Source organism: Hyphomicrobium sp. ghe19 (assembly GCF_902712875.1).
GTDB lineage: Bacteria > Pseudomonadota > Alphaproteobacteria > Rhizobiales > Hyphomicrobiaceae > Hyphomicrobium_B.
In genome coordinates, this window is record NZ_LR743509.1 from 765,906 (window position 1) to 781,541 (window position 15,636).

The window sequence follows — 15,636 nt, forward strand, 5'->3', positions numbered from 1 at the left end:
ACCATCAGGCTGAGCAATCGTTAATCGCCCGGCGCATGGCATCCATGACGCCCGTTTCAGTCATCGAATGTCCGGCATGGTCGATGATTTCCAACCGGGCGCCGGGCCAGGCAGCGGCCAGCGCATAGGCGTTTTTGGGTGGGCACAGAAGGTCATAGCGGCCCTGGACGATGGTGCCGGGTATGCCGGCGAGGCGGTACGCATTCGATAGAAGCTCTCCCGGCGCAAGGAAGAAGCTGTTTTTGATGTAGTGCGCCTCGATGATCGACGTCGGCGGCAGGCGGGCGTCGCTCGGGACGTTGTCGGGCAGAACGGCGTGCTTCGGGGCGAGTTCTGAAAGGGCGCGTTCGTAAGCGAACCAGACGTGGGCGGATGGTGCCTGTATGGCCCGGTCCGGATCGGTCAGGCGTTTGACATAGGCCGACAGGGGATCTTTCCGCTCATCCGGCGGAAGGCGATTACAAAACGCCTCGAACATTTCGGGCCGGAAGATCTTGGGTCCATCGACGAAGGCCCATCGAACCTCTTCGTCAGTGCCCAGAAAGAGTGCACGCAGAACGAGGCTGGATACGCGTTCGGGATGGCGTTCGGCGTAGGCGATGGCCAGGGTCGAGCCCCAGGAACCGCCGACCAGCATCCACTTCGCAATGGAGAAGTGTTCGCGAACCATTTCGAGATCGGCGATCAGAGCCGCGGTCGTATTGGCTTTGCAGGAAAGGTACGGGTGGCTGCGGCCGGCGCCGCGCTGATCGATGAGGAAGACGTGATCTCGCGCGGGGTCGAACAGCGTTCGATGCAGGGCCTGGGAGCCGCTTCCTGGTCCACCGTGGAGGAAAACAACGGGGCGGCCACCCTTCGTTCCGACTTCCTCAACATAAATCCAATGGCCGTCGCCGACGCTGAGCATGCGGGCATCGAAGGGACGGAACGATTCGGGTAGAGTCTTCATCGTCACTTTGCTGAGCATGCTTTTTCGTAAACGGCAAGTTTGGCGGGTAAGGAGCCCGCAACCATCGCAAAAGGAATGACAACCGGATGTTCCGCCGGTTGTCGTACGACCGTCGCGGTGCGCATGCGAGGTTCCGGAATTGCGGCGTCCCGAAGGCGATTTTTATGCGTCATATAGCCGGACAGTCCGTCGTCACGAAACTACTGGTTTCCAGGTTCCGACTAATTGACGAAATTCGACACGATGACTACCTGCCCCACGCCACAAAATGGATTGTGGAGCGTTATGAAGATCAGCCGCTGATCTCAATGGAGTAAAATATGGTCCAGAGCGAACGTTGGAATACCCACCGTGCATCGGCGATCGGCGTAACGCTGGCAGCAGCCCTGGGCATGAGTTTTGCGGGCTTCACTGCTGCGCAGGCAGCAGACTCTGCGACGATTGTCGGAACGTGGGCCGGGAATGGCTCGATCAACTTTTCTTCCGGCACCAAGGAAGCAGCCAGGTGCCGGGCGCACTTCGCGAAGACCGGCGCGACGAGCTACATCATGTCAGCGTCGTGCGCCACTGCGTCGGCCAGGGTCGACCAGTCTGCCGAGCTGACCAGGGTCGGTGCGAATAGCTACGCTGGAAGCTTCTTCAATCAGCAATACAATACCGGCGGCCAGATCCGCATCACCGTCAACGGCCGGAGCCAGAGTGTACGGCTTTCAGGCGAAGCTGGAACGGCGTATTTCAATCTCAGTAAGCGCTGAGCCGGGCCGATTGCAAGCAATAGCGGCGCGCTAGCCTCGCGCGCCGCTCATCCGTCGATTGACCGCTTCACTTTTTGATCCTTTGAAGTCCAGCGCGCAGCCGGCTGCCGACCTTTTAGATCCGCGCCTTCTCGATAGTGCGCAGCTGAAGCATTTCTCTTACGAGCCGTTCATATATTTTATTGTATTTTGATGTCATCGCTGATTCGCACCCTGGGGACATGCCGCATCGCGGGTCCGGTCCATGGCGCGAGGTGAACCTTCAGCGACGATGCCTCGTCGTCTTTCCAATCACACTCGGAGCTTACTCCATGATGCGCACTCTTCTGAGCGCGGTTACTGCTGCGCTGCTGCTCGCAACGTCCTTCAATTTCGCTTCGGCCGAGACGATCGACGCGTCGACGCTTACCTGTCACGACCTCATTGAAACGGCCGAGTCGCACGACAAAACTTCGGTGTATGGCGCGACCGTCGTTCTCTATTGGATGGCTGGCTATCAGGCGACCGCCGAGCAGGGCACCGTCGTAGACTTCGACAACCTGTCGAAGGAGTTCGCAGCTACAACCGAGTTCTGCGGCAAGAACCCAACCGTCGGCGTCATGTCGGCATCCGAGAAATTCATGGGTGAGAATGCCGAGGATCAAACGTCCAAAGCCATCGACCTCGCGATCCTGAAGTGCGAGGCCGTCAATAGCACGAAGGACGACGAGACCGAGGGCCTTGGCCAGATCCTGATGTGGCTCGCGGGTTATCACGCAAGCGTCGCCAAGAGCACGGTCATCGACATGGACAAGTTCAGCGAGAGAGCCAGCAAGATGGGAACCTATTGCGCCGAGAACCCCCAGATGGGCCTCTTCACCGCCAGCGAAAAGTTCATGAGCGAAGAAGGGGACGGGGAGTAAGGGCCGCTTCGAAGCGGCATGCCGGGTTAGGCGACACCCAGCCAACGATCGGCAATTATATGCTGAGGCTTGGCTGGATCCCGGCCTACGCCGGGATGACGGTGGTAATGAACCGCTCGGCGCACGCTCGGAAGATGGCGGGAAGTGGATGAGCCGTTCTGGAGTCTTCATCCAGAACTTCCATTCGGCGGTTCGGTGTTGGGCCGCGCTTATTATTTCCCGTCTCGCTGCTCGCTGGCGAATTCTTCCTCGAGCTCCTGTTCAAGCTTCACGAGATCATCCGGCAGGGGCATGCCGGTTGCCTTAATCTGGTTAAGCTTCTCCCTCAGCGAGAGATAAATCTCGTGCGGGTCTTGGGGCTCGTTCTGCATCTCGGTGAGAAGCCGCGAGATTTCCAGCTTGATCTGGTCGAAAGCCATGGTCTCTACCTTTCACAAAACGAGATACAGGCGATTGATTTACTCCGCCGCCTGTTTGTCGGCGTAGCCGAGCTGCGCATTGAGCTTTTCGACGAGGTCGGCTGCGGCTTCCGGGATGTTGGTGCCGGGGCCGAAGACGGCCTTCGCGCCGGAGCGGAACAGCTCGTCGTAATCGGACGGCGGAATGACGCCGCCGACGACGATCATGATATCGCCGCGGCCTTCCTTGTCGAGCGCCGCTTTCAACTCAGGCACGAGCGTTAAGTGTCCGGCGGTGAGCGACGACACGCCGACGACGTGCACGTCGTTTTCGAGGGCCTGACGGGCCGCTTCGTCGGCGGTTGCAAACAGCGGTCCGATGTCGACGTCGAAGCCCAGATCGGCGAACGCGGATGCGATGACCTTCTGGCCGCGGTCGTGACCGTCCTGGCCGAGCTTCGCTATCAGGATGCGCGGCCGGCGGCCGTCGTTCTTGTCGAAGGCTTCGACCAGTGTCTTGACGCGATCAACACTCGGGTTCATCGCCGCTTCCTTCTTATAGACGCCGCTGATGGCGCGGATTTCGGCCTTATGGCGGGTGAAGACCTTTTCGAGCGCGTAGGAGATTTCGCCGACGGTCGCTTTCTTGCGCGCTGCCTGCACCGCGAGATCGAGCAGGTTGGCATTGCCCTTTGCGCCTTCCGTCAGCGCGTTGAGGGCTGCTTCGACGTCGGCCTCGTCGCGTTCGCTGCGTAGGCGGTCGAGTTTTGCGAGCTGGGCTTCGCGCACGGCGCGGTTGTCGACCTTGAGGAAATTGACCTCACGGTCGCCCTGGATCTTGTATTTGTTGATGCCGGTGATCGTCTGGCGGCCGCTGTCGATGCGGGCCTGCGTGCGGGCGGCGGCTTCTTCGATCCGGAGCTTCGGGATGCCGGCCGCGATGGCCTTCGCCATGCCGCCTTGCTCTTCGATTTCCCTGATGTGCGACATCGCTTTCTTGGCGAGTTCGTACGTCAACCGTTCGACGTAGTGGCTGCCGCCCCAGGGGTCGATGGTGCGGGTGGTGCCGCTTTCCTGCTGCAACAGCAGCTGTGTGTTACGGGCGATGCGGGCCGAGAAGTCGGTCGGCAATGCGATTGCTTCATCAAGGCCGTTCGTGTGCAGCGACTGCGTGTGGCCCTGCGTGGCGGCCATCGCCTCGAGGCACGTGCGCGTTGCGTTGTTGAAGATGTCCTGTGCGGTCAGCGACCACCCGGACGTCTGCGAATGCGTGCGCAGCGACAGGGAGCGCGCGTCCTTCGGATTGAATTCGTCCTTGATCAGCTTCGCCCAGAGCAGACGCGCAGCGCGCATCTTGGCGATCTCCATGAAGTAATTCATGCCGATCGCCCAGAAGAACGAAAGGCGCGGCGCGAAGGCGTCGATATCGAGGCCGGCGGCAACGCCTGCGCGTGCGTATTCGATACCGTCGGCGATCGTGTAGCCGAGTTCAAGGTCGGCCGTCGCGCCCGCTTCCTGCATGTGGTAGCCGGAAATCGAGATCGAGTTGAACTTCGGCATGTTCGCGCTGGTATAGGCGAAGATGTCCGAGACGATGCGCATCGAGGGTGCGGGCGGGTAGATGTAGGTGTTGCGGACCATGAACTCTTTCAGAATGTCGTTCTGAATGGTTCCGGCGAGCTTTTGCGGCGAGACGCCCTGTTCCTCGCCCGCGACGATGAACAGTGCGAGAATTGGGAGCACGGCGCCGTTCATCGTCATCGAGACGGTCATGTCCTGCAGCGGAATGCCGTCGAAGAGAACGCGCATGTCGTAGATCGAGTCGATCGCGACGCCCGCCATGCCGACGTCGCCTTTGACGCGCGGATGATCGGAATCGTAGCCGCGATGGGTCGCGAGATCGAACGCGATGGAGAGGCCCTTCTGGCCTGCTGCGATGTTGCGGCGATAGAAGGCGTTGGAATCTTCCGCCGTCGAGAAGCCGGCATACTGCCGGACGGTCCAGGGCTGCAGTGCGTACATCGCCGGATAGGGCCCGCGCAGGTACGGAGCGATTCCCGGCATGCCGTCGATGAAGTCTAGACCGGCGGTGTCCGCATCGGTGAAGACCGGCTTCACCGGGATGCCTTCGGGCGTTTCCCAGACGGGCGCCTCCGGGGCGGCAGCAGCAGCCTTCGCGGCCGGTTTTCCGGTCGCGGGAGGGTCGAGGGGGACCTGTGCAAAATTCGGGATCGAGGACATCGGGTAGGGGTGTTCCGGACCAAAGTTTGAAATCTGGCGGGACGGTACGCGAAAACGGGGGGCGGCGACAATATTCCTTGACGCGTGCGACGCCGCTTCGCGGGTCAGAGCACCGGGTTTTGGTGCGGCTGGCTACCCCACGTGGTCAAACCTTTACCCTGACGGGTTGGGGTAAAGAATTTTGGCTGGCCAAGGCGGCCCAAACCCGCATCCGATTCACGGAACATAAGGATAGTAGACCGGCTGTTTCTGGCGGCCGCCGCAGGGATTCCTGGTTCCCTCCAAGTGTGATTCAACGACGCTCTTTGAGGAGGGCGGCGTTGATTATTGCGGCCTTTGACCGAGGAGATAGTCCCTCCGGCGGAGGAGGAGGTCATAGACGACGGCGAAAAGCACGCCGCTCAGGGCTGCCATTGTCAGGTCGTGGGTCTGAACGCCGGGGGGCGCTGGGGCGAGGGGGGACAGGACAAGGTAGATTGCTTCGCCAACTAGAAGCCAAACGAGCGCTGCCAGCATTGCGAACTTCAGCAATCTGACTGTGCCGGCGCCCGTGCTCGCGCCCAGAAACTTCGCGAGCGGCGGGAAGACGAACGTGCCGACGGGAATGTACCAGAGGAACGCCGCGACGAGCGCGCTGGGTAGATCGTCGGCATAGTTCTGGAATGGCGATCCCGCTGCCTGTCCGGCGATAGGGCTCGTGTAAGATTGATAGTCGGATAGCGCCAGCATCGTCGACGCGGCGATGAGCGCGGAAATGATGGCGGCGAGCAGTCCCATCGATGTCAGCCGCAACAACGATGCGCTTCGAGGGCTCGGCGTCGGAGAAGCGACCATGACGACATCCTGTGGTGGTTCCCGTCAGCGTTAGCCGATGTGCATGCCCGTGGCGGGAATGAGGAACTGCGGCGTTAATCCGAAGACATTTCCGCGGGCCGCTTTCGGAAACGAGAATGCCACAAACGTCGGCATGATGTCCAAACCCGCCCTGCCGCCTCTTCCAAGGTCAGATATGCAACGCAAGGTCTCCGACAGGACGCTCAAGACAAGTGCGGCCCGGCTCTGGGCGCCCTTGGCGCGCTTCATCGATCGGGAAGCCGAGCTCGGAGAGGCCGCTGAGGCGCGAGGTCCGGCAGCCCACTTCGCCTACGAGTTCGTTCGATTTGGCGTCAAGCAGGCGTGGGCGTGCCTATTCGGCGCTTCGATGCTGGCTTTGCTGATTGCGACGCATTTTTTCTATCCGAAGGGCGCGGGACTTGCCCGCTACGATTTCCTCGTCATCGCGGCGGTGCTCATTCAAATTCTGATGGTCGTTTTCAAGCTCGAGACAATGGACGAGGTGAAGGTCATTTGCATCTTCCATGTCGTCGGCACGGTGATGGAGATTTTCAAAACGTCGGTCGGGTCGTGGCTATATCCGGAGCCTAGCTTTCTCCGCATTGGGGGGGTGCCGCTATTCACCGGATTCATGTATGCCGCGATCGGTTCTTATATCGCGCGCTGCTGGCGTCTTTTCGATTTTCGATTTACGCGGCATCCGCCGGTTTGGGCGCTCGGCATCTTGAGCGTGGCGATCTACGCCAACTTCTTCGGACACCATTACGTGTGGGATGCGCGGCCGATCCTTTTTGCGGCGGCGATCGTGCTCATCGGGCCGTGTACAGTCTATTACAAGATCTGGAAGGTGCACCGGCACATGCCGCTGCTGGTGGGGCTTCTTCTCGTCGCGGTTTTCATCTGGTTTGCGGAGAATATCGGGACGTTCACCGCGGCCTGGGCATATCCTCACCAGCGGCATGGCTGGGAGCTCGTCGGGATCGGCAAGCTCGGATCGTGGTTTCTGTTGATGCTGATTTCTTACACGCTCGTTGCGTGGATCAACCGGCCAAATACGGTGGTAAATTCGGAATAGCTAAGTAGATTGTTTACCTCGAATTCGCGTCGCGCGCTTCTGACCAAGCGCTTCGCCGTAGACTACAGCACTCTTGCTCGGAGCGGATTCCATGGCTCAATCACCCTATATCTCAGCGGCTTTGTTATTTGTTTTCGGTGGCGCTGCAACGAACGTGTCGGCGGCAGGTCAGGCCGCCACCGATCTTGCCGCACAGGTCCGCACTCAGGGGTTCCCCTGCGACAAGCCGCAAAGTGCCGAAAGGAGCAACAACGCTTCGCGGCCCAATGAGGAAGTGTGGACCCTCACGTGCGAGAACGGGTCCTACCGCATGACGGTCGTACCCGACATGGCGGCCAAGATCGAAAAGCTCGGGAAGTAATTTCCAGCATTCCGCGCCACCGAATTGTGCGTCACTCGAAGGTGTTCCGGGCGGAACAGCGACGATCGCGCGCTGCGTGCATTCTTCCTCTCATCAGACCTCAACCGGTCTTCAAACATTCGAGAGGATCACGATCATGTCGGGCATCGTCATCGCATCAGCCGCCGCAACAATCACCACCGTTGCGACTGTCGTGGTCGCCGCTCTTCCGGATGCGCAGGCGCTTCTCTCGCCGCTGACCGAAGGCGGCAACGAATATGCGATTGCCACCATGTCGGTGCTGGCCTCCATTCCCATGCTCGGCATCATGGCTGTGCTCGCAACATCGGCTCGCGAATAACGGGTTCGTCGCGCTGCAAATTTTTTCCGTGTGCTTGCTTCTTGTCTTGCGTCTTCTCCGGTGCACCTTTGCCGGCTCTCTTTTGGAGCCGGCATTTTTTGTGTTGGGTGCGGCTCGAAGCGAAGTGAGTTGCTCTCAAACAGAGCACGCTCCGCGGCCATTGTCCTGCCTTGGTTGCAAGTTCAATTGTCGTTGGGGAATGGGGGGTTATGGAGCAAAGCTCCAACCTCTTTCGCTTTCTGTAAAAGGGTGCCGCGGCACCGGTGCGGGCCGGAGTCGACGAGTGCTCCCATGTATCGCGTGGGGTATGCGTCGTGAAATTCAAAACATTCATCGTCGTCGGAGGCGCGATCTTCGCGTCGTCGTTTTCCGCTCCGACAAAATTTGGCCCCGTAACCAGAGCAGATGCGGCCGACGGAATCCAACAGACGGCGCAAGAAGCCGTCACGGTTCCGGAGTTCGTGCCAATCTTAAACTTCAGCCAATTCGTGCTCGCCACCGAGCAGTTCGCCGAGGCGAACCGCCTATCGGATCGTAGCGCAGCCGAAGCTCTAAGCGCCAAATTTGCCTTGGCTTCCGAGGTCCAGCACGTCGACCTGCATCAGGTCCGGCAAACGCCGGCCATCATCGAAAGCGCGCTGAGCCTTGCGGCTCCGGTTTCCGATCCGGTTGAAAGGCCGGCAGAACCTCTCGCCGATCCGGTGAAGGTCGTGACTGTTGTTCCGGAAGCCGTGGAAGCGCCAGCTACCGAGGCGGAAAATCAGCAGACCGAGACGACTGCGGCAGAGAGCAAGCCTTCGGTCACGAGCCGCCCACGTGCGGAGAAGCGCTTCCGCCCCGCCATGGGTCTCGGCATGGCCGAGCCGGATGACGCGGCGTCGCTGTTCCCGTCCTCGGCGAAGCGCTCAAAGAAAAAGAGCGCCGATACGGCCGCGAACCGGCGCCTCGCCACGGCTGGGGCACCGCCGATGGCCAATTCAGCGAATGCGCCGGATGAGGGATATCATGGCAGCCTGCCAAAAGACTCGTTCCAGATCGGCATTCCGGGACAATCGATGGAGCCACAGATCTCAACCTGCGCGAAGACCGAACGGACGTGTTGGGGAAAGCTGTGCGGGTGCTGAGTTAGCTCGCTCACTGAAGCGAAGATCTCGCTTCCTGCGGTCGAGGCGCGAAGGCATGTGCCAGCGCGTGGTAAAGCGGTTCGCGGCTGATCAAACGCGAGATGCCAGCGGCCAGTAGAGCGGTCGCCATCAGCGGGATGACCATGTTGCGGTCGCTGGTCATCTCCATGACGATGACGACGGCGGTCAGCGGTGATTGAACTACGGCCGCGAAGTAGCCGACGGTCATCAACAGCATGAGAGCGCGCGGATCGACGAACGTGATAACGGGCGTCAACATGGATCCGAGCCCGGAGCCGACCGCGAGCGATGGTGAGAACAATCCTCCCGGAATGCCGCTCGCCGACGACAGCATGGTCGTCACGAGTTTTGAAGGGCCGTACCAGAACGGCAGGTGTTCTCCGAGCAGCAGGCCAGCCCGGGTTTGGCCGTAGCCGTTTCCTGAGGCGTAACCGGCGGTCGCGACACTGAGGACCGCAACGATGAGCCCGCAGATGCCGGCGAATACCGTCGGGTTCCGGCGGAGTGTCGCTATGAATTCCGGTGGCCTACGGGTGATCGTGATGAGCGAGAGCGAAAAGAGGCCGCCCATGATGCCGCCGAGGGCAGCGCAGATCGGCACCGCAGCCCAGTCCGCCGCGACAATCATTTTTGCCGAGACTTCGCCGAAATAGGCGTAGTTTCCGAGGATCAGCCAGCTGACCCCTCCGGCGATTGCTACCGATGCGATGACGATGTCGTTGATGCGGCCTGCGAACGATTTCGCCAATTCCTCGATCGCAAAGAGAATGCCGGCGATGGGTGCATTGAATGCGGCCGCGATGCCTGCAGCAGAGCCCGCGAGCACGAGACCGTTGTGGCGTCCGATGCCTGCAAAGCTCGCAACGGCGAACATCACGGAAGCGCCGACCTGGACGGTTGGACCCTCGCGGCCGACGGAGGCGCCGACGACAAGCGCGAGGGCCGTCATCACGATTTTTGCGAGCGTCGTCTGCAAACCGAGAAGGCGTTGACGATGGGCAGGGTCGCGACTTGCGCGCGCGGCGATGACTTGCGGAATGCCGCTACCGGCCGCTGCCGGAAACCAGCGCGCCGTGACATACGCGAGCGCCATGAAGCCTAACGGCGTCATCACGAACGGCAGCCAACGCCATTCAGTCAGTATGTAGCCATAGAGCGCTTGGGCCTTATCGGAGAGTTCGGCGAATGCCACCGCGGCGAGGCCGACGAATATCGCGCCAAGAAGAAACACGGCGCGCCGGTGCCACACCCGGCGTGTGAATCCGACATATCGATACCGGCGCAGCCGCAATGCTCTGCGGCGGTGCGTGCCGTTTTGCGCTGGTCCGGATCGCTTCTGCACGGACACCGCTACTCGATCTAGCTCAGCTTTTCTTGTAGGCCCTTGAGGGTCGCCACGGCGTCGGCTCCTGCGAACAGGAACTGATCGACGCCCGCCGATTTGAGCGCGGCTTCCTGTTCGCCCGGCCGTCCCGCCATCAAGACGAGCTTGGCGCCCGCGGCTTTCAACGCTTGCGCTGCCGGTGCGGCGAGCGTGGCGTTGACGCTGTCCGACGAGCAGATGCACGCGGCATCGGCGCCGGATACGCGGAAAGCGGCGGCCGCATCTTCCGGCGTCTTGTAGCCGTCGCTGATGAGCGCCGCGATGCCGCCTGCCGCCAGGTAATTCTTCACCCAAGTCGTGCGGACGTTGTGGTCGACGATCTCGCCCATGCTGGCGAGAAAGACCTTGAAGCCGCCATGCGCATCAGCGGCATCGCGCAAAGCTTCGAAGGCTTCACCAAGACGATGAGGCCGCAGCGGCGCGACTTCGATTGCCGCTTTCGCGGCCGGCGGAGAGGGTGCGGTCCAAGGTTCGGCGTGAACGCCGTCGTCGCCGAGCAGCGGGAAGGCGCTGACGCCTGTCAGCTCCTGCCGGATCGTCGCGATCGACTTGGCTCGCGTTTCGGCGGTCTTAGCGATGATTTCCTGGATATAGCCCGATGTGAGCCCGGCGAGGAGGCCGCCGCGCGCTTCGATATCCTGGAAGATCTCCCAGGCCTTCTTGGCCATGTCGGCGGTCAGATTTTCGACGTACCAGGAACCGCCGGCCGGATCGTTGACGCGGCCGAGATTGCTCTCTTCCTGGCAGACGATTTGAATGTTGCGAGCGACGCGGCACGCAAAGGCGTCGGGCTTGCCGAGGGCGAATGTGAAGGGGAGAACGACGATTGCGTCTGCGCCGCCGAGAGCCGCACCGGCGCAGGCGATGGTCGTGCGCAGGATGTTCGTCCAGGGATCGCGCTTCGACATGATGCGATAGGACGTCGGGCAATTGAGCTTCACGGCAGAGGCGACATCGCCAGCGCCCGAAGCATCGGCGACGCGCCAGATCAGGCGGCGGGCGGCGCGCAGCTTCGCGATCGTTGCGAATTCATCGACGTCGGCTGCGAGCGAGACATTGATTTTCGGCAGCGCCTTTTCGGGGGGGATGCCGCCTTCCTCCGCTGCGCGCAGATACGCCACGAGCGCGGACAGCATGAAGGCCAGTTCCTGCGCTTCGCTCGCACCTGCGACGTGCGCGACGACGCCGTCGGCCGTCATGACTTGCACGCGCGGGTTCGCCTCGGTCGCATTCATCAACGCGACGGCGCGGGCCAACGCGGTTTCAACCGGCTCGGACAGGCGGCCGGTCATCGCGAGCGTGCCGAGCGGATCGGCGCCAAACGAACCTTGCCGTTCGGCCGCCTTGATACCGCGAGCGTCCCATTCGGCATTGAGCGCCAGGGCGGCATCGAAAAAGTTTTCCTGAGCGACGAGGACGATCGGGCAGACGTCGAGAAGGACGTCCTTCAGGGCCGTGGCGAACGCCTCTTTCGTCGGGGCCAAGCCGTTGCCGCCGACCTGGATGCCGATCGAGGTCACGCCGCCCTGGAGATCGTCGAGGATTGCGGCGTTCAACGCTTTCGGATCGGCCTCGATGTGGAACGAGCGGATATCCCAGCCGAGACCTTCGCGGACGGCTTGCGTCCCGCGCGTGAACGGAGCGGCTCCCGGTAGTTCGTTGACAGTCGCCTGCAGGGCGTCCCCGCGCGTATAGAGCGGATTAATCTTGATCCCGTCGGCCGTGCGGGTGACGAGCCGCTTCTCGAAATCCGCCCCCTTCAGGGCCTTATCGACCAGCGCGCGCCACTGCTCGGTGCTGGCGGCGGGGAAATCGCCCGAGAGGTGCAATTCGTTTGTCGGGGTCGTCATACAACTTGGCTCCCACAGGCAAGGGGGCGTACCCGGCACGCCCGCTTTCCGATATACCCGCTCAGGAGCCGGGTGCGAGTGTGAAATAATCTCGGGCGCGGGCCGAATTGCCGCGCTCGGCACGTCCTGGCGGCCTGTTTGCTTAGAGCGGCGGCGCATGGCATCACCGGCAGGAGCTTCGGCCAATGAGTCGAGTTCGTAGATAGCTGGAGGCGAAATGACTGGTACGCACGGCACAGAGGGGGCTGGCGAGCCTGTCGCCGATCCTCGCGATTATGTGCAGGATGGGTTGATCCTCATCGGTGTGAGCAAATCGGGCCCCGATTTGAAGCCCGAGTGCATCGAGCTTGCCCTCGCCAATCGCCACGGCCTCATCACGGGCGCTACGGGCACCGGAAAAACGGTGACGCTGCAAGTGTTGGCGGAAGGCTTTTCGGCGGCCGGTGTTCCGGTTTTCGCGGCGGACATCAAGGGTGATCTTTCCGGCATCGCCGCGACGGGCAAACCGTCGCCGAAGCTCGTCGAGCGGGCTCAGGAGATCGGCCTGACGCGATACGGCAATACGTCCTTTCCAACCGTCTTCTGGGACATCTTCGGGAAAGACGGACATCCCGTGCGCGCGACAGTGCAGGAAATGGGACCGCTGCTTCTTTCGCGCCTCATGGAGCTGACCGAGCCGCAAGAGGGCGTGCTGAACATCGCGTTCCGCTGGGCGGAAGATCAGCGCGCGGCAGGCGACGACAAGATGACGATCCTCGATCTCAAGGATCTCAGATCAGTCATCGACGAAATGGGCCAGAAGGCTTCGACGCTCAGAAGCAAGTACGGACACGTCGCGCCCGCAACCGTCGGCGTCATTCAGCGCCGCCTTTTGGTTTTGGAAGAGCAGGGCGCCGCTCAATTCTTCGGCGAGCCTGCGCTCGACATCATGGATTTTATCGAGGTCAAGCCGGACGGCCGCGGTGTGGTCAACGTTCTCGCCGCCGAGAAGCTGATGAACACGCCGCGTCTCTACGCGACGTTCCTGCTCTGGCTTTTGACGGAGCTGTTCGAGAAGCTTCCCGAGGTCGGCGATCTCGAAAAGCCCAAGCTCGTGTTTCTGTTCGACGAGGCGCATCTTCTTTTCAATGACGCGCCGAAGGCGGTGCTTGAACAGATCGAGCGCGTGACGCGCCTCATCCGGTCGAAAGGCGTCGGCGTCTATTATGTGACGCAGAGCCCGGGCGATGTGCCGGATCGCGTTTCGGCGCAGCTGGGAAACCGCATTCAGCACGCGCTGCGCGCCTTCACGCCGAAGGAGCAGAAAGCGATCCGTGCGGCGGCGCAGACGTTTCGCCCCAATCCCGAGATCGACACGGAACGAGCTATTCAGGAGCTGAAGGTCGGCGAGGCGCTGGTGTCGCTGCTTCACGGCAAAGGCGAGCCGTCGATGGTCGAGCGGACGCTCATCCGGCCGCCGATGTCGCGCGTCGGACCGCTGACGGCGGACGAGCGCAAGGCCCTCATTGCCGCCGACAGCAATAACCTGCGGAAATACGACAAGGAACTCGACCGCGAATCGGCGCACGAACGCCTGCAGTCGCGAAATACCGTCGTCGGACAACTGAAGCAGAGGCTTTCGTCATTCTCGAACATTCTTCGCGGCAAGGGATGACGCGCGGCTATCCGTTGAATGTTGCAACGGGAACCATTACGTTTTTTGCGAGAATCGCAGATTGCGGTATGTGCTGCGCCGACTGACCAATCTGACCGGCAGTTCCTGCCGATGAGGAGAACGACATGGGTTACTTCCGCTTTCGCAAGACAATCAGCATTCTGCCCGGCGTTCGCATCAATCTCAGCAAGACAGGCGTCAGCGGCAGCCTTGGCGGCCATGGCGCGACGGTCAACGTCGGTAAAAAGGGTGAGCAAGTGACGCTCGGCATTCCCGGAACGGGGCTGAGCTATCGCACGCCGCTAAGCACGACGTTGATCATTTTGTTGGTCGTGGCCGCGATCGCCATTGGCGTCGCTTACATCGTTTCGCCAACCACAGTGAAGGCGCTGCTGCACTGGTGGCAACCGCACTGGTTCTGATCGAGCACTCAGCTCGCGGACTTCATTATCGGGCGCCGGGCTATCCGCCGGGCGCCTTTATTTTTTGATCGAAGGCGGTTGCGGAGCCCCGTGCTTCAGCCGCTGCCAGCGGGGGCGACGGAGGATGACAATTCGTTCGCGGGTGGCGCGATGGATGGCGCGGGGGCTTGTCCCGGCGGCGACTTGAGCCAAACGTTCCTGCGGCCTTCGGCGAAGCCCTCAGCATAAAGGGCAGCTTGGTAACGCGGATCGTAGATTTCTTTGGTCTGCAAATCGAACGACGGCGGCACCGCCATGAAATTGAAATCGGCCCCGCCATCGTGCGCAACCCGATAGATCTTATAGAGCTCGCCTTGGTTCTGGCTCTTGATCAGGGTGGAGATCGATCTTGCCGCAATCTGCAACGTGGTCGGCTTCACGACCTCCTGCACGGGTGTCGCTTTGCCGTTCTTGATGATGAAGTACCGGCGGATCGGCGGCGTTGAATAAAGCGAGTCGAATGCCGCGAGCGGCGCTTCGACGGGGCTGACAAAAACCTCGCGCGTCGTTCCGCCATCCACGTGCAATTCGTCATAGCTCTTGCCGTCGGCCTGGACCTCGATTTTGACGGGCGGGAACGCGGCCGGAATTGCGGAAGATGCAAGGATGACCCTGCGGAAAAGTTCCGTCGCCTCGGGGCTTCTGTTGAGCGCGATCTCTCCCATGTTCCAGACGACGGGGCGCTGGGCATCGAGATTGGTCGTCAGCACCAAGAGAACGCGTCCGCGTTTGTATTGGGTCGCGACCCGATCGAGAAATTGCCGGTCGATGTATTGAGCAATCAGATCCTGAAGCGGCGCGGTGCTCGCGAGCGCCGGTCCGCCGAAGAGCCCGGACAAGATTTCCGGCGTGACGACCTGGTCCTGCTTGTACTGGGTCCAGATCACGCGGAGCTTTTCGTCTTCGGATGGTCCGAGGAATGCGAATGGCGCGATGATCGCTCCGGCGCTGACGCCGGTTACGACCTGGAACTCCGGACGGTCGCCGCGTTTCGTCCAGCCTGCCAGAACGCCAGCGCCGAACGCGCCGTCCGACCCGCCTCCCGAGAGCGCGAGGGTGTCGATGACCTTTCGGCCGTTTTTCGTTTTGGCATTCTGTCCGACCGGTGGCATGTGCGCGGTGCGGCGGCGGATTTCAGAGATTGGATTGCGGGGGACTTCGTCGGCCCAGAAGCGAACGCCGGGCATGCCGGGAATTTCGGCCGTTTCGGCCAACTTCGCACTGGTGATGCCGTTACGCTGGATCGTCGCCGCACAGCCTGAGACGGCGAGCGCTGCGATCAACATT

At 61.4% G+C, this 15,636-nt stretch carries 15 protein-coding genes; 8 read left to right on the plus strand and 7 right to left on the minus strand.

Going from position 1 to position 15,636, the window contains the following annotated elements:
* Positions 1 to 4 precede the first annotated feature (4 nt).
* Entirely contained in the window at positions 5 to 967 is a 963-nt protein-coding gene (gene pip, locus AACL53_RS03555; RefSeq protein WP_339082554.1) for a prolyl aminopeptidase, read from the minus strand.
* A gap of 302 nt (positions 968 to 1,269) precedes the next feature.
* On the opposite strand from pip, the gene AACL53_RS03560 reads away from it, so the two are divergent.
* Both AACL53_RS03560 and AACL53_RS03565 read left to right on the plus strand, forming a co-directional pair.
* Positions 1,270 to 1,704, plus strand: coding sequence for a hypothetical protein (locus AACL53_RS03560; protein WP_339082555.1), 435 nt, complete (start codon positions 1,270 to 1,272; stop codon positions 1,702 to 1,704).
* Positions 1,705 to 2,015: 311 nt separating this feature from the next.
* Entirely contained in the window at positions 2,016 to 2,606 is a 591-nt protein-coding gene (locus AACL53_RS03565) for an HdeA/HdeB family chaperone (protein ID WP_339082556.1), read from the plus strand.
* A 212-nt stretch (positions 2,607 to 2,818) separates the two neighbouring features.
* Here AACL53_RS03565 and AACL53_RS03570 read toward each other — a convergent pair whose 3' ends face one another.
* From AACL53_RS03570 to AACL53_RS03580, 3 genes are all read right to left on the minus strand, one after another.
* Positions 2,819 to 3,025: a hypothetical protein gene (locus tag AACL53_RS03570; protein ID WP_339082558.1), complete on the minus strand. Its 207-nt coding sequence runs from the start codon at positions 3,023 to 3,025 to the stop codon at positions 2,819 to 2,821.
* 39 nt (positions 3,026 to 3,064) lie between these two features.
* Positions 3,065 to 5,245 (minus strand): methylmalonyl-CoA mutase, encoded by a 2,181-nt coding sequence (gene scpA, locus AACL53_RS03575; RefSeq protein WP_339082561.1) that lies wholly within the window; start codon positions 5,243 to 5,245, stop codon positions 3,065 to 3,067.
* Between the two features lie 324 nt (positions 5,246 to 5,569).
* Positions 5,570 to 6,079, minus strand: coding sequence for a hypothetical protein (locus AACL53_RS03580; RefSeq protein WP_339082563.1), 510 nt, complete (start codon positions 6,077 to 6,079; stop codon positions 5,570 to 5,572).
* A gap of 175 nt (positions 6,080 to 6,254) precedes the next feature.
* Here AACL53_RS03580 and AACL53_RS03585 point away from each other — a divergent pair, with 175 nt between their 5' ends.
* The 4 genes from AACL53_RS03585 (at position 6,255) to AACL53_RS03600 (ending at position 8,979) form a co-directional block, all read left to right on the plus strand.
* Complete coding sequence (locus AACL53_RS03585) at positions 6,255 to 7,154, plus strand: DUF817 domain-containing protein (RefSeq protein WP_339082565.1); 900 nt, start codon at positions 6,255 to 6,257, stop codon at positions 7,152 to 7,154.
* A 91-nt stretch (positions 7,155 to 7,245) separates the two neighbouring features.
* Positions 7,246 to 7,515 carry a hypothetical protein gene (locus AACL53_RS03590; RefSeq protein ID WP_339082567.1) on the plus strand — a complete coding sequence of 90 codons (270 nt, stop codon included), beginning with the start codon at positions 7,246 to 7,248 and terminating at the stop codon, positions 7,513 to 7,515.
* A gap of 136 nt (positions 7,516 to 7,651) precedes the next feature.
* Complete coding sequence (locus AACL53_RS03595; RefSeq protein ID WP_339082569.1) at positions 7,652 to 7,855, plus strand: hypothetical protein; 204 nt, start codon at positions 7,652 to 7,654, stop codon at positions 7,853 to 7,855.
* 314 nt (positions 7,856 to 8,169) lie between these two features.
* A complete protein-coding gene (locus tag AACL53_RS03600) occupies positions 8,170 to 8,979 on the plus strand; it encodes a hypothetical protein (protein WP_339082571.1) in 810 nt (269 codons plus the stop codon).
* A 10-nt stretch (positions 8,980 to 8,989) separates the two neighbouring features.
* Here the strand turns inward: AACL53_RS03600 and AACL53_RS03605 are convergent, their stop codons facing one another.
* The gene (locus tag AACL53_RS03605) at positions 8,990 to 10,342 is read right to left on the minus strand and encodes a chloride channel protein (protein WP_339082573.1); all 1,353 of its coding nucleotides are present in this window, start codon (positions 10,340 to 10,342) and stop codon (positions 8,990 to 8,992) included.
* 17 nt (positions 10,343 to 10,359) lie between these two features.
* A complete protein-coding gene (locus AACL53_RS03610) occupies positions 10,360 to 12,234 on the minus strand; it encodes a methylmalonyl-CoA mutase family protein (RefSeq protein ID WP_339082575.1) in 1,875 nt (624 codons plus the stop codon).
* A 217-nt stretch (positions 12,235 to 12,451) separates the two neighbouring features.
* Here AACL53_RS03610 and AACL53_RS03615 point away from each other — a divergent pair, with 217 nt between their 5' ends.
* The gene (locus AACL53_RS03615; protein WP_339082577.1) at positions 12,452 to 13,888 is read left to right on the plus strand and encodes a helicase HerA-like domain-containing protein; all 1,437 of its coding nucleotides are present in this window, start codon (positions 12,452 to 12,454) and stop codon (positions 13,886 to 13,888) included.
* Positions 13,889 to 14,013: 125 nt separating this feature from the next.
* Positions 14,014 to 14,310, plus strand: a complete 297-nt coding sequence (locus tag AACL53_RS03620) for a DUF4236 domain-containing protein (protein WP_339082578.1) — start codon at positions 14,014 to 14,016, stop codon at positions 14,308 to 14,310.
* Between the two features lie 95 nt (positions 14,311 to 14,405).
* Here the strand turns inward: AACL53_RS03620 and AACL53_RS03625 are convergent, their stop codons facing one another.
* Positions 14,406 to 15,635 carry a patatin-like phospholipase family protein gene (locus AACL53_RS03625; RefSeq protein ID WP_339082579.1) on the minus strand — a complete coding sequence of 410 codons (1,230 nt, stop codon included), beginning with the start codon at positions 15,633 to 15,635 and terminating at the stop codon, positions 14,406 to 14,408.
* Position 15,636: the final 1 nt, after the last annotated feature.

What these genes read in the sequence shown, in the direction of transcription:
- scpA (WP_339082561.1), bottom strand. Translation starts at nt 5,245, where the DNA reads ATGTCCTCGATCCCGAATTTTGCACAGGTCCCCCTCGACCCTCCCGCG.
- AACL53_RS03560 (WP_339082555.1), top strand. Translation starts at nt 1,270, where the DNA reads ATGGTCCAGAGCGAACGTTGGAATACCCACCGTGCATCGGCGATCGGC.
- AACL53_RS03615 (WP_339082577.1), top strand. Translation starts at nt 12,452, where the DNA reads ATGACTGGTACGCACGGCACAGAGGGGGCTGGCGAGCCTGTCGCCGAT.
- AACL53_RS03565 (WP_339082556.1), top strand. Translation starts at nt 2,016, where the DNA reads ATGATGCGCACTCTTCTGAGCGCGGTTACTGCTGCGCTGCTGCTCGCA.
- AACL53_RS03610 (WP_339082575.1), bottom strand. Translation starts at nt 12,234, where the DNA reads ATGACGACCCCGACAAACGAATTGCACCTCTCGGGCGATTTCCCCGCC.
- AACL53_RS03585 (WP_339082565.1), top strand. Translation starts at nt 6,255, where the DNA reads ATGCAACGCAAGGTCTCCGACAGGACGCTCAAGACAAGTGCGGCCCGG.
- AACL53_RS03595 (WP_339082569.1), top strand. Translation starts at nt 7,652, where the DNA reads ATGTCGGGCATCGTCATCGCATCAGCCGCCGCAACAATCACCACCGTT.
- AACL53_RS03590 (WP_339082567.1), top strand. Translation starts at nt 7,246, where the DNA reads ATGGCTCAATCACCCTATATCTCAGCGGCTTTGTTATTTGTTTTCGGT.
- pip (WP_339082554.1), bottom strand. Translation starts at nt 967, where the DNA reads ATGCTCAGCAAAGTGACGATGAAGACTCTACCCGAATCGTTCCGTCCC.
- AACL53_RS03620 (WP_339082578.1), top strand. Translation starts at nt 14,014, where the DNA reads ATGGGTTACTTCCGCTTTCGCAAGACAATCAGCATTCTGCCCGGCGTT.
- AACL53_RS03570 (WP_339082558.1), bottom strand. Translation starts at nt 3,025, where the DNA reads ATGGCTTTCGACCAGATCAAGCTGGAAATCTCGCGGCTTCTCACCGAG.
- AACL53_RS03580 (WP_339082563.1), bottom strand. Translation starts at nt 6,079, where the DNA reads ATGGTCGCTTCTCCGACGCCGAGCCCTCGAAGCGCATCGTTGTTGCGG.
- AACL53_RS03625 (WP_339082579.1), bottom strand. Translation starts at nt 15,635, where the DNA reads ATGTTGATCGCAGCGCTCGCCGTCTCAGGCTGTGCGGCGACGATCCAG.